Genomic DNA, 12,396 nt, shown 5'->3' with positions numbered 1-12,396 from the left:
CGCCGCCCTGGAACGGCGAAGACCCCGTGCACGTCGCCAGCATCTGCACCCGCAGGTCGTCGTCGAAAAGCGGCATCACGTCCAGCAGCCGGGTGGCCGACGTGACGTTGTGCACGACGAACAGCACCCGCCGGCAGCGCCCCCGGGAAGCCCACCGCCGAGCCCCTTCACCCACCGGAACCCGTACCCAGCCCTCCCGCGCCTCCGCCATCCAGCCCCCCCACGGCCTCACCGCCACCCCGGCGTGAACCCGCCACCCTAGACGGTGTGGTGCGGCACCGGCAGACGACGGCCGGCCTGCTGAGGGGCGTGGCGGATTCCGTTCTCACCGCGCCGGGCGCCGCGGCCGGTGCCGCCCGCACGTACAGCCGGGCAGGAGAGAGATGCCCCGAGACCGTTCGCGCCACGGCCCCGCGGGTGCGGGGCGCGACCGTCAGCGGCGGGTGTGGCCGAACAGGGCCATGGCCTCGTCGAGCCGGATGCGGGCCCAGTCGTACTGCTTGCTGTCGGTGTGGCCGCGGTAGACCGTCTCGATGACCATGATCAGCATCAGATGGAGGCAGTACAGGCGGCGGCGCACCTGCTGCGTCGCGGTCAGCTCCGGGTGGCCGTAGCCGCGCATGAACGGCACCGGGTGGCCGAAGGCCGCCATCTGGGTGCCCGCGAAGCCGGACTCGATCAACGGGTCGCCGAAGAAGGCGCGTTCGTGGTCGATGACCCCCACGATCTTGCCGTCGCGGACCATGACGTTGCCGGCCCACAGGTCCCACTCGACGAGACGCGGCTCGGTCACCTCGTCGAGGCTGCCGGCGTGGGCGTCCACGACCGTACGCACGGTGTCGTAGTCCCAGCCGAGGCCGACGCCGCGACGCTCGCCATCGGCGAGGACGTCCTCGACCATGCCGGTGAACACCCGCCGCCAGCTCGGATCACCGGGCCCGGCGAGCGGCCCGAAGACGTCCCCGCGCAGCGAGTTGATCTCCCGGTTGGCCGCGCCGACCTGCTCCATGAGCGAGTCCCGTGCGGCGGCGGGGAGTTCCTTCGCGACGACGCCGAGGTTGTCGCCGTCGATGTACGGCATGAAGAAGTACTCGGCGTCGCACAGCTCGCGGCTGAGGTCGGCGAAGTCGACGGCGGGGACCGGCACGGAGGTGTGCGTACGGAGGAGATCCAGCATGCGCAGCTCGACGGACATGGCGCCGCGCTCGTAGGTCATGACCTCCACATGCGGCGACGGCGCGATCTTCACCACGACCTCTACCCCGTCACGCAACCGGATGCGGTAGGCGACGTTGAACCACCCGTGCCCCAACTCGGCGGCCCACCGGCCCCCCACGGGCACCCGGTCGGCCCCGTACGCACGCTTGACCATGGCGCGCAGAGCATCGGGGGACTGCCTGTTCTTGGTGATGCTCTCCACACCCGTTCCCTCCGACGATGACGCCTCGGAGAGAACATCTACCGCAGGGCCGGGTCACCGGGGACCGGGTACACGCCCGGGGCCGGAGGCTCTGTAAGAAGTTCTTCCACCAAATCCCTCCTAGGCGTGGACTGGCAGTGTGGTTGCTGTACCCACCCTCTGTAAGACCGAATAGGTCGATCGAGCGTCACACGTCGGCGTGCTCGGAAGACAACAGGCCGGCGCGTAAACCGTTGGCATGTGGCCAGATGGCCAAGGAGAGCGAGGCGAGGTACGTGCCCCGCGTGCGGATTCGATGCTCGTCCCAGGTGGCGGCCCAGTCGCTGATGTCGGCGTTCGGTGGCGCATTGAGCAGGGTGCCGTGTGTGACTGGCTGTTCTCTATCCGCTCGGGTCGTCGGTGGGGTTCGAACAGGGGCGTGGTCCGGGTGAGTCTGCCGGTGCGGGTGCATGGAAGAAGGGCCTCTTGGTAGCTCGCGGATGTCGAGTCCAGCGAGGAGCAAGAGGCCCTGTTGTCGAAGTGTCGCGTGGTTACGGTTGCCGGGTCCAGTTGGTCCACTCCTGGGTGTGACTGCCTCGCCCACAGGGTCGGGAAGCTGGCGACCGTCCGGGGCGCCGGCCCCGGTACGGCTCGGACATGAGCGATGCCGGGTGGGAGCTGATGCGGGATCTGATGCCGGTGCCGGGATGGCTGGCGGGCCGGGGTGGGCGGCCGGAGGGCTACTGCCACCGGCAGATGATCGACGCGGTGCGCTACCTGGTCGACAACGGCATCAAGTGGCGGGCGATGCCGTCGGACTTCCCGCCCTGGCCACGGGTGTATGCCTTCCTCGCCCGCTGGCGGGATACGGGACTCGTGGCCGAGCTGCACGACCGCCTGCGCGGTGCCGTCCGCGATGCCGAAGGCCGCCAGGAGGAGCCGTGTGCGGAGTCATCGATTCGCAGTCGGTGAAGGCGGACGCCACCGTCGCCCTCACCTCACGGGGTTTCGACGCCGGCAAGAAGATCAATGGACGCAAGCGCCACCTGCTCAGCGACACCCTTGGGCTTCTCCTGGCCGTGCTGGTCACACCGGCGTCGACCACCGACCGGGACGCCGCCCGCATCCTGCTGCCGACGGCCAAGGGCCGCTTCGGGCGGCTGGCACGCGTCTGGGCCGATGGTGGCTATACCGGCCACCTCGTCGACTGGAGTGCGGCACAGTTCGCAGTCGTTCTCGACATCGTCCGTCGCAGCGACGACATCCGCCGCTTCCAGGTGCTGCCCCGCCGCTGGGTCGTGGAACGATCATTTGCCTGGTGCCTGCGCAGCCGGCGCCTGGTCCGTGACTACGAGCGGCGCACCGACACCAGTGAAGCCGTCGTCCTGTGGTCGATGACCATGCTCATGAGCCGCCGCCTGGCCGTCCGGGACCAGCGGCGTCCTGTTCCGGCAGCGGGGGCGGCGGCGTGAACCTGCCCGGATTCGGCTCCACCAGCCAGCCTCGTTCCACCAGCCGCTTCAGCCGCGCCCTGGCTCCTTCGAAACGGGAGGCGGATGCACCGTCCCAGCCCAGCACCACCACCGCCTGCCGGGCAGAATGACTATGACGCAGCGTCGACGCCGAGCAAGCATGGGATCAGTTCGCTCGACCGCCATGTAGGTCCCGGATGTCGTCGCCTCGGGGCCCTGTCCGCGTCGCCGCAGGGGCGCCGCGCAGCAGTTCCTGCAGAATCCGCATCCACCGGCATGACAGAGCTCCCAGGCACGGAGTTCTGAGGCGCCTCCGCAGTCGAGTCGACGACTGGTTGTTCGCGAACGTGCAGGTGGGGGGTACGCCATCGTTGCCGTCAGGACTGCCGTCACCGCTGTCACAGCGACAGTTGGCGCACAACAAACGGCGATCTTACAAACCGGTTATGACGAGATCCGCCGGGTTACTCCTTCAGGCTGTCGTCATCGTCCTCAATTGGCGTGTCGGGAAACACCGCACGGCCACCCCCTTAGCGTGCGGAGGTCAACCACAAAGGGCTGCCCGGCACCGGGCAGATAAGGGTTCCCTTAGCCGCGTACCGGCGTAGCCCGATCGAGAGGATCTGGACCTTGAGCGATTTTTCTCGCCGCAACCTGCTCAGGGCGTCGGCGGCCGCCGGCGCCGGTGCGGTCGTCGTCCCGGGCCTTACGGCCGCAGGCGCGCCGGATATCGCGGCCGCGAGCACCCCGGGCCTTATGGCCGCGAGCGACCCGAGTGGAAGGCCGGGATGCCCGCCGGCGAAGCTGACCGGCCACATCGTCCGCCCCGGTGACGCCTCGTACACGGATGACCGAATCGGGTACGACCAGCTCTTCTCTCACTATCCGCTGGTCATCGTCTTCGCACAGGAAACCCAGGACGTGGTGAACGCCCTCACGTGGGCGCGGCAGCACAACGTCGCGCTGCGCGTACGGAGCGGCCGCCACGCCCTTGAGGGCTGGTCGAACGTCGACAACGGCATCGTGATCGACGTCAGCCAGCTGAAGTCGGTCCAGATCGACACCGACGCCCGTATCGCGACGGTCGGCGCCGGGCTGACCCAGTTGGAAGCGGTGACGGCGCTCGCCAAGCAGAACCTTGCCGTCACGACCGGAAGTGAGGGCAGTGTCGGCTTGGTCGGTGCGACGGTCGGCGGCGGCCTCGGGCCCCTCAACCGCTGGCTCGGCATGGCTTGCGACAGCCTGATCGGGACCGAGGTCGTCGTCCCGTCGGGTCACGACTGCGCCAAGGTGATCCGTGCCGACTTGAAGGACCACTCGGACCTGCTGTGGGCGCTCCGCGGGGCGGGAAACGGCAACTTCGGGATCGTCACGCAACTCACCTACAAGGTGCACTCGCTCAAGCGTATCGCCTATGTGCAGGCGACCTGGGACGGCCTGGGGGACCTGCACGGGATCTTCGATGCATGGCAGCGTACGGTACCGTTCGCCGACAACCGTCTCGGATCCGAAGTCGAGATCCACAAGTCCCAGATCCTGCTGTTCGCGTGGCTCGCGGAGGGGTCGGCGGCAGAGGCCAAAGAGATGCTGGCCCCGATCCTGTCGGTCGGCACGCCCGATGTGACGGTGCAGGTCGGTAACTGGGGCGACATCTTTGCGGGATCTCAGATTCCGCGCGCGCAAGAGCCCGCCAACGCGAAGTTCTTCTCGGAGTTCGCCAAGCAGCTGTTCCCGAAGAAGGCGATCGACGTCATCGGCGACTTCATGCGAAACGCTCCCACGGAGGACAGCAACTACTTCGTCGATGCCTTCGGCGGGGCGATCAAGAGGGAGCCCCGCGGCGGCACGGCGTTCGTGCACCGCGACGCGATTTTCTACGGCGAGATCGGCGCAGCCTGGGGGACTCCTTCAACGACACCAGGCGTCTGCGACCCGCTCACCTCGACATGCCAGGCCTGGACCGCCGAGTTCAGCCAGGCGCTGCGGCCCTACGTGGAAGGCGCCTACGTCAACGTGCCGAACGTCGGAATGCAGGAGTGGGAGACCGCCTACTGGGGGAGACACAACTTCGAGCGGCTGCGCAAGATCAAGGCGAAGTACGACCCCTGCAACGTCTTCCAGTACGAGCAGAGCATCCCGCCCGCGTCACTCTGATCGACAGTTCGCCGTCGGGACCCCGCCCAGGGGTATTTTAGCCTGAGGGCTGCGCGCCTTGTGCTAAAGGACCAGTCGGCGGAGCGGCTTTGGGCTGGAGTTGCTTTGGCGCGAGTGATCACGGCCCCGTAAGCTTCCGGCGCGTCGGGCAGTCTGTGGACCTGCCCTGTAAGGCACGACGTTGGGGCCATGATCTTCGAGGCTCGCGCCAAAGTGGCTGCGTAACGCGGCATCCAGCGTCAAGACGTGGCGCTCGGCGCTCCATCTGATCCTGGAAGACGCCGTAGACGAGGGCCTCATCACCTCCAACCCCGCAGCGAAGCGGCGCGGTCGCGGGAAACGCGCCGGCCGTTCGCGCGACCGCAGCCCCGAGAAGGTGATAACCGACCCGCTCGGCCTGCTCCTTATCGCCGAGCGCGCCGCCCTGCTGTCCGGCCGCGAAGACGAGTTCGTCGCCGTGATCCTCAAGGGCTACACGGGATGCGCTGGGGCGAAATCGTCCGTTTGGAGACCGGGTTCGCCCGGCCCGGCACCATACGCGTGGAACACCAGCTATACGAGCTGGACTCAGGCGAGCTGATCCGCTGCCCGCCCAACGCCACCCGGCGGGAGCTGCGCAAGCGGCGGATCCTGCCGGTCATCTCCCGCAAGGGCGCCCCGAACATCAAGGGCCTGGGCAAACTCCGCTACGTCGTCGAGCAGACCTTCGCCCTGCTCCACCAGTTCAAGCGTCTCGCCGTCCGCTGGGAACGCCGAACCGACCTCCACGACGCCTTCGTCTCATTGGCCTGCAGCCTCATCTGCCGGAGACGCCTCAAGAAAGCCCGCCCGTGATCGTGTTACGAGCTCTATGGGGTCGACACGCGCAGGGCTTCCGCGACTGTCGTGATCGGGCATCCGCAGTACGTCAGTGAAGGTGTCACCCGCCAGCAGGTCGCGACAACCTTGAGGACTTACAACACGCACATGGCACGTATAGAAGTGATTACCTACGAGACCTTATTGGAGTCTGCGGAGCGGATGCTGGCACTCTCGTCGGCCGAGCGGAACTCCGGCCAAAGTGAGGGACACACAGCATGAACGACGACACCCCCGCGATCAAGCCGCTTCTGGCGAGACTCTGCGGTGACGCGATCAGTAGCAGGGATTACGTCGGCTACTTCGTGAACGAGCACGGCGAGGAACTCGTCTTCGCCCAGCGGCTGGGCGACAAGACCGCCCAGCTCTGGCACAGCGACGCGAACTGGAAGTTGTTCCGGGTCAGTGACCATTCGATCCGACTCGACGGGGCTATTGACGGGGTGATCACTGTGGCCGATCTAATTATTAATCGCTCGGAGGCAACCTGGCTGTCTTCTTGTCTGGCAGCCTCTCGCCATCTGCGCCCGGGGCATACCTGAGGGATGCTGAACCATGTCAGGCGTCTACTAGGGCCCAATAGACGCCTGACCGCGAGCTCCGTCCTGAAGCGCCTTCAGGGCCGAAACGAGGGCTGAGCAGTAGCACCGCAAGTCCGGCTGAATCCCGGCTGGTGCGCGTCACTAGCCGAACAGACTGTCTTGCACGTATTCGATGACCTTCCGCTCCGGGTAGAAGACGGCCAGCAGCATGAAGGTTTTGGGGTGGGCTGCGATGTTGCCGACGAAGAAGTGGACGGCCCTGTTCGGGGCACACATCCGGGTGTACCAGCGCTCGTGCAGCGCATCACGGACTCCGTGCTCGCCGTACTTGCGCAGGAACTTGCGGTACGACTGGCCGGCCTCCCAGTCCTTCAGGGCCATGTCGTGGGTCGGGCAGTCGTCTTCGGTGCAGCGGAAGCTGTAGCGGAGGTCGAGCGGTACCCAGTCCAGCGGGTTCAGTTCCTGCTCGAACAGGTCGAGTTGGTCGGCGAGAGCGGCTTTGGAAGCGGACCAGGGTTCGGCGGGCTCCAGTCGGAAGCGGGTGATCTCGGCGGGGCGGAAGACGCCGAGGGATGTTCCTCGACTCTCCTGGTCGCGCTTTATGGCGCAGAGGGAGGGAGCGACCAGCGGCTCGACGTACCTGTACCGCTCCTTCCAGCCGCCGTCGGACGGCACCTCACCGACGATCTCCAACGTGTCGAGGTCGGGTCGGAGACTCTCCGGGCGGGAGTCCCGCTCCGGGCGGTGTGGTTCGACGTCGACTTCGATGATCGAGTACTTGGAGAACTGGGCATCCTCGCTCAGCAGCCGGAAGGGCACCGGGAAGAGCCGTACGTGCTGCGGTTCGCCCCGGTCCAGGCGTATGCCTGCCACGCAACTTGTCTCACGGTACTTGTTGGACAGCTCCGGATACGTCTTGACCGTGATCACGATCCGTGCGCGCTGCCGTTTCCCGAATGCCGACGACACCATGGCGTGCCCCCTCCAGCAGTCTCCCCAATCCGATTGGAAGAGAGGCATGTACTGCTGGCAAGGGCGCCTGCGGAAGCCGGGGGCGAAGTCAGGCCAGGGGGTTCAGGGGGACCGAGACTCGGCTCCGGATCGTCTCCAGGACGACCTGTCGGTGGCAGCGGCTCTCGTCCTTCTCGAAGCACAGCACCGCGACCCGCGATGTTTGGGCGTGCTCCGCAAGGCGGTCAAGGTCGGCCTGGGCTTCATCGGACCGCAGAAGGCTGCGGAAGCGTGCCTGACCCACTTCGACGCGGCCGTCCCAGAAGGGCTCTCGGTTGTCCTTCGGGTTGCCCAGGCCACGTAGGTGTGTGTACTCGATGCCGACCTCGGCCAGGGCCTCCTTGAGGCGCGTCTTGCTGAAGCCCTTCTTGCGGCTGATCGGGGTGAGCCGCACGTCCGCCACGACGCTGACATGGCTGTCGATGAGCGCGGCGACGAATGAGTCGATGTCGCGTCCTTCGTATCCGGCTGACCAGAGACCGGGCGTGACCTGGGCTGCGTGGAACAGATCATCGAGGGACACCGCAAGAGCCTCGGCCACCGCGCCGACGGTGAAGAAACCTGGCTGGATCGCCCCCTCGCTCTCCAGACGGCCCAGCGTCCCGACGGCGATGCCCGCTTCCTTGGCCAGTCGTTCACGCGACCACCCGCGGTCCTCCCGCAACGCCCGCACCCGCCGGGCGAGCGCACGGGCGTGGTCGCGTGGAGGCGCTGAGCGATGACCTGCCATGTGCGGTGTTCCTCACGACCGTTGGGGCGGCCCGCCGCGGTGTTCCTGGTCGGCTACGAGCCCTGGATTCGCGATTGCGCAGGTCCCGGGGCGCGTGAGCGCCGCTGTTCCTGCGGCACTGGAGACTGCTCCCGGGAGAAGCCGACCAAGATCTTCTCCCAGATCTCTCCCAAGCGATCTCCAGGAATCACTCAGGGGCCCGATCCATCAAACGGATCAAGCCCCTGACCTGATGCTTTGCTGTCGGGGTGGCGGGATTTGAACCCACGACCTCTTCGTCCCGAACGAAGCGCGCTGCCAAGCTGCGCCACACCCCGTGACTGCGAGCACTACTGTAGCCCACCCGGGCGGGTCGGGTGAAATCCGTTTCCGGAGGTGGGGGTCAGGGTGAGGAGGGTGGCTTCCGGGGGGCAGGCGAAGCGGAAGGGGGTGTAGCGGTTGGCGCCGCAGCCGGCGGAGACGTGGAGGGCGGAGCGGCGGGAGCCGGCGGTGTGGGTGGAGAGGCCCTTGACGCGGTTGGTGTCCAGGTCGCAGTTGGTCACCAGGGCGCCGTAGAAGGGGATGCAGAGCTGGCCGCCGTGGGTGTGGCCGGCGAGGATCAGGGGGTAGCCGTCGGCGGTGAAGGCGTCGAGGACGCGTAGGTACGGGGCGTGGACCAGGGCGAGGGAGAAGTCCGCGTCCGGGTCGGGGCCGCCGGCGACCGCCGTGTAGCGGTCGTGCTTGATGTGCGGGTCGTCCAGGCCCGTCAGGCCCAGCACCGCGCCGCTGTCCAGCTTCAGCCGGCCGCGGCTGTTGTCCAGGCCCACCCAGCCCGCCGCGTCGAAGGCGTCGCGCATGCCCTCCCAGGGGTTGCGGGGGACGTTGTGGCGGAGGCTGTGGCGGCCGTTGAGGCCGTGTATGCCACGGGCCTTCTCGATCAGGTAGCGGCCGGGGTTCCGGAACGTCGGCGCGTAGTAGTCGTTCGAGCCGAAGACGTACGTCCCCGGGAACTCCATCAGCGGGCCCAGCGCGTCCAGCAGCTCCGGCACCGCGTCGGGGTCCGACAGGTTGTCGCCCGTGTTCACCACCAGGTCGGGCCGCAGGCCCGCCAGCGACTGCAGCCAGCGGCGCTTCGCCTGCTGGCCCGAGACCATGTGGATGTCCGAGATCTGCAGGATGCGCAGCGGGTGCATCCCTTCCGGCAGTACGGGGACGGTGACCCGGCGGACCCGGAAGGCGCGGGGTTCGACCACGGCCGCGTAGGCGACGCTGCCGGCCGAGAGAGCGGCCAGACCCAGGGGCACTCCGTATCGCGCGCGCATTCTCCTATCGTCGCAGAGGTGCGGGGTGGAGGCGGCCAGGGGCCGGATCCCGCGGCGGCGGCGCGCTGACGGCGCGGCATGGGAGACTCCGGGCATGACCACGCTCAAGTCGAAGCTGCAGGACGACCTCACGGCCGCCATCAAGGGCCGGGACGAGCTGCGCGCCGCCACCCTCCGTATGACGCTCACCGCGATCACGAAGGAGGAGGTCGCGGGCAAGGAGGCGCGCGTGCTCTCCGACGACGAGGTGCTGAAGGTGATCACCCGCGAGGCCAAGAAGCGGCGCGAGGCTGCGGAGGCTTTCGCGCAGGGCGGCCGTCAGGAGTCCGCCGAGCGGGAGCGCGCCGAGGGCGAGGTGCTCGCGGACTACCTGCCGAAGCAGCTCGGTGACGAGGAGCTGGCCACGCTGGTCGACGAGGCCGTCGCCGAGGCGAAGGCGGGCGGGGCCGAGGGGCCGAGGGCCATGGGCGCCGTGATGAAGATCGTGAACCCCAAGGTCGCCGGGCGGGCCGAGGGCGGGCGCGTGGCCGCCGCGGTCAAGCGCGCCCTCGGTCAGGGATGACCGTCTCCGGCCACCAAAGCTGAGGCAGGGGTACGGGGGCTCTCCGGCCTCAGCGGCCGGCCCCCCGTCACGTGCCGTCCGGCCAGCCGCCGTTCCCGCCGTCCGACCAGCCGCCGTCCAGCGTGCCCCCGTCGAGTGTGCCGCCGGGGCCACCGCCGCCGTTGCCACCGCCGTTCCCGCCGCCGTTGCCGTTGCTGCCTCCGAGGAGGCCGCCCAGCGGGTCCTCCGGCTTGTCCTCGTCGTCCTCGTCGTCATCGTCGCCCTTGCCCTTGTCCGGGCGGTCCACCGGCACCGGGACCTTGTACAGCTCGGGCGATGTCTTGCCCGCCAGGGCGCCGTCCATGGCGTCGCGCCAGATCGGGCCGGGGACCGCGCCACCGAAGACGCGGGCGTGGTACGTGGGGCCGATCTGGATGTTCTCCATGGAGACGTCGTCCAGGGGCCCGCCGACCCACACCGCGCCGGCGAGGTCGGCGGTGTAGCCGACGAACCAGGCGGCCTTCCGCTCGTCCGTCGTACCGGTCTTGCCCGCGTTGTCGCGCCCGGTCAGCCCCGCCTCCTTGCCGGTGCCGTCCTCGACGACGCCCGACAGCAGGGTGTTTATCGTCCCGGCCGTCTTCTCCGACATGACGCGCTTGCACTGCGTCTTCGGCACCGGGACCTTCTTGCCCTTCGCGTCCTTGATCGACTCGATGGCGACCGGGGTGCAGTACTCGCCGCGGTTGGCGAAGGTCGCGTACGCGTTGGCCATCGCCAGCGGCGCGATGGTCTGGCCGCCGAGCGTGAGCGAGGGGGACTCCTCCAGCTCCTTGCCGTCGCCCCTCTGGACGCCCATGCTCTCCGCCAGCTCCTTGACCGGGCAGATGCCGATGTCCGAGATGAGGTCGACGAAGTAGGTGTTGATGGACTTGGCGGTGGCCTCGCGCATGCTGTACGGGCCGACCTCCTCCTCCGTCTCGTTCGCGACGTCCTCGCCGCTGGTGTTGACGTACGGCGCGCCGGACTTGCACGTGTCCACCGGGCTCGGATACGGCATCTCGTTCGGCGACGGGTACACCTTCGTGTTCGGTACGCCCTTCTCCAGCGCCGCCGCGGCCGTGAACGGCTTGAAGGTGGAGCCGACCTGGAAGCCGAAGTTGGACCCGTTCATGGACTTCTCCACGGACAGGTTGATCATCAACTCGTTCTTGCCCGAGCCGTACGGCCTGGACTGCCCCATCGCGCGGATCTTGCCGGTGCCGGGCTCCACCATGGTCACGGCGGTGGCGACGGCGTCGTCCTGGTAGACGTGGCTCTTGATCGACTCGCTGGCGGACTTCTGCGCCACCGGGTCGAGCGTGGTGCGGATGGTCAGGCCGCCGCGGTTCCAGCGCTTGACCCGCTGCTCGGGCGTCTTCCCGAAGCTCTTGTCGTCGAGCAGCACTTCGCGTACGTAGTCGCAGAAGAACGCGGCGCCGCTGACCGCGGTGATGCACCCGTTGCGCGGCTCGCTGATCTTGAGGCCCAGAGGTTCCTTCATGGCCTTGTCGGCCTCGGCCCGGGTGACGTTGTCGTTGCCGGCCATGCGCCGCAGCACGGTGTTGCGACGCTTCTCCGCCGCTTCCGGGTCGTTGATCGGGTCGTACCGGCTCGGGGACTGCACGATGCCGGCGAGCATCGCGGACTCGGCGAGGGTCAGCTTGTCGGCGGACTTGCTGAAGTAGCGCTCGGCGGCGGCCTCGATGCCGTACGCCTGCTGGCCGAAGAAGGCGATGTTCAGGTAGTTCTCCAGGATCTCGTCCTTGGTCAGCTCCTTCTCGACCTGGATCGCGTACTTCAGCTCCTGGATCTTGCGCCCGAGTGTCTGCCGGGTGGCCTCGGCGACCTTCCGGGCGTCGTTGCCCGCCTCTTCGACGAAGAGGTTCTTCACATACTGCTGGGTGAGCGTGGAGGCGCCTTCGGAGACTGTGCCGGACTGCGCGTTGCTGTTCAGTGCGCGCAGGATGCCCTGGAGGTCGACGGCCCCGTGCTCGTAGAACCGCTCGTCCTCGATCGCGACGATCGCCTGCCGCATCACCGGCGCGATGTCGTCGAACTTGACGACCGTGCGGTTGCGCGAATAGACGTCGGCCAGGTGGCCGCCCTCGCGGTCGAGGATGGTGGTCTTCTGGCTGAGCGGCGGTCGCTTGAGGTCCGCGGGGATGTCGTCGAACTCCGCGACCGTGCCCTTGGCCGTCAAACCCAGCAGACCGGCGGCGGGCAGCGCGAGGCCCGCGAGTACGGAGCCGGCGAGGACGCTGACGCCGAGGAACTTCGCGGCTTGCTGCGTGGCGGTGAGTCCGCCGCCCGGGCGCTTGTAGGCCATGGGGCCACCCTAACTTCTGATTC

Annotated in this window: 11 protein-coding genes, 1 tRNA gene and 2 pseudogenes; 7 read left to right on the top strand and 7 right to left on the bottom strand. The window is 68.0% G+C overall.

The genetic code is table 11. The features are described from left to right. Positions 1–433: 433 nt before the first annotated feature. Positions 434–1,420, bottom strand: a complete 987-nt coding sequence (locus OG946_RS16070) for a phosphotransferase family protein (protein ID WP_326796790.1) — start codon at positions 1,418–1,420, stop codon at positions 434–436. A gap of 636 nt (positions 1,421–2,056) precedes the next feature. Between OG946_RS16070 and OG946_RS16065 the strand changes: the two genes are divergently transcribed. Both OG946_RS16065 and OG946_RS16060 read left to right on the top strand, forming a co-directional pair. Then, positions 2,057–2,371, top strand: coding sequence for a transposase (locus OG946_RS16065; RefSeq protein WP_326796789.1), 315 nt, complete (start codon positions 2,057–2,059; stop codon positions 2,369–2,371). After that, a complete protein-coding gene (locus OG946_RS16060) occupies positions 2,341–2,871 on the top strand; it encodes a transposase (RefSeq protein WP_326796788.1) in 531 nt (176 codons plus the stop codon). Before OG946_RS16065 ends, OG946_RS16060 begins: the two co-directional genes overlap by 31 nt. Here the strand turns inward: OG946_RS16060 and OG946_RS16055 are convergent. Continuing rightward, positions 2,804–2,995, bottom strand: a pseudogene (locus OG946_RS16055) (hypothetical protein); the annotation flags it as partial. The gene OG946_RS16060 and the pseudogene OG946_RS16055 overlap by 68 nt on opposite strands. Positions 2,996–3,501: 506 nt before the next feature. Here OG946_RS16055 and OG946_RS16050 point away from each other — a divergent pair. From OG946_RS16050 to OG946_RS16040, 4 genes and pseudogenes are all read left to right on the top strand, one after another. Beyond that, positions 3,502–5,025, top strand: coding sequence for an FAD-binding oxidoreductase (locus OG946_RS16050; RefSeq protein ID WP_326796787.1), 1,524 nt, complete (start codon positions 3,502–3,504; stop codon positions 5,023–5,025). Positions 5,026–5,251: 226 nt separating this feature from the next. Continuing rightward, positions 5,252–5,619, top strand: a pseudogene (locus OG946_RS36125) (LacI family transcriptional regulator); the annotation flags it as partial. Beyond that, positions 5,602–5,859, top strand: a complete 258-nt coding sequence (locus OG946_RS36120) for a transposase (protein ID WP_442814622.1) — start codon at positions 5,602–5,604, stop codon at positions 5,857–5,859. The pseudogene OG946_RS36125 and the gene OG946_RS36120, both read left to right, overlap by 18 nt. Before the next feature lie 242 nt (positions 5,860–6,101). After that, complete coding sequence (locus tag OG946_RS16040) at positions 6,102–6,425, top strand: hypothetical protein (RefSeq protein WP_326796786.1); 324 nt, start codon at positions 6,102–6,104, stop codon at positions 6,423–6,425. A 141-nt stretch (positions 6,426–6,566) separates the two neighbouring features. Here OG946_RS16040 and OG946_RS16035 read toward each other — a convergent pair whose 3' ends face one another. The 4 genes from OG946_RS16035 to OG946_RS16020 form a co-directional block, all read right to left on the bottom strand. Beyond that, entirely contained in the window at positions 6,567–7,397 is an 831-nt protein-coding gene (locus tag OG946_RS16035) for a hypothetical protein (RefSeq protein WP_326796785.1), read from the bottom strand. Positions 7,398–7,485: 88 nt separating this feature from the next. Next, the gene (locus OG946_RS16030; protein ID WP_326796784.1) at positions 7,486–8,166 is read right to left on the bottom strand and encodes a DUF488 family protein, N3 subclade; all 681 of its coding nucleotides are present in this window, start codon (positions 8,164–8,166) and stop codon (positions 7,486–7,488) included. Between the two features lie 243 nt (positions 8,167–8,409). Then, positions 8,410–8,483: transfer RNA gene (locus tag OG946_RS16025), tRNA-Pro, on the bottom strand. A 12-nt stretch (positions 8,484–8,495) separates the two neighbouring features. Continuing rightward, positions 8,496–9,467, bottom strand: a complete 972-nt coding sequence (locus OG946_RS16020; RefSeq protein ID WP_326796783.1) for a metallophosphoesterase — start codon at positions 9,465–9,467, stop codon at positions 8,496–8,498. A 94-nt stretch (positions 9,468–9,561) separates the two neighbouring features. Here OG946_RS16020 and OG946_RS16015 point away from each other — a divergent pair, with 94 nt between their 5' ends. Then, positions 9,562–10,029 (top strand): GatB/YqeY domain-containing protein, encoded by a 468-nt coding sequence (locus OG946_RS16015; protein WP_326796782.1) that lies wholly within the window; start codon positions 9,562–9,564, stop codon positions 10,027–10,029. 67 nt (positions 10,030–10,096) lie between these two features. Here OG946_RS16015 and OG946_RS16010 read toward each other — a convergent pair whose 3' ends face one another. After that, positions 10,097–12,373 (bottom strand): transglycosylase domain-containing protein, encoded by a 2,277-nt coding sequence (locus tag OG946_RS16010; protein WP_326796781.1) that lies wholly within the window; start codon positions 12,371–12,373, stop codon positions 10,097–10,099. Between the last annotated feature and the right edge of the window lie 23 nt (positions 12,374–12,396).

It is taken from the genome of Streptomyces sp. NBC_01808 (assembly GCF_035917395.1).
Classification (GTDB): domain Bacteria; phylum Actinomycetota; class Actinomycetes; order Streptomycetales; family Streptomycetaceae; genus Streptomyces.
Note: the sequence above shows the minus strand (reverse complement) of the source record. Positions and strands in the feature narration are given on the sequence as shown.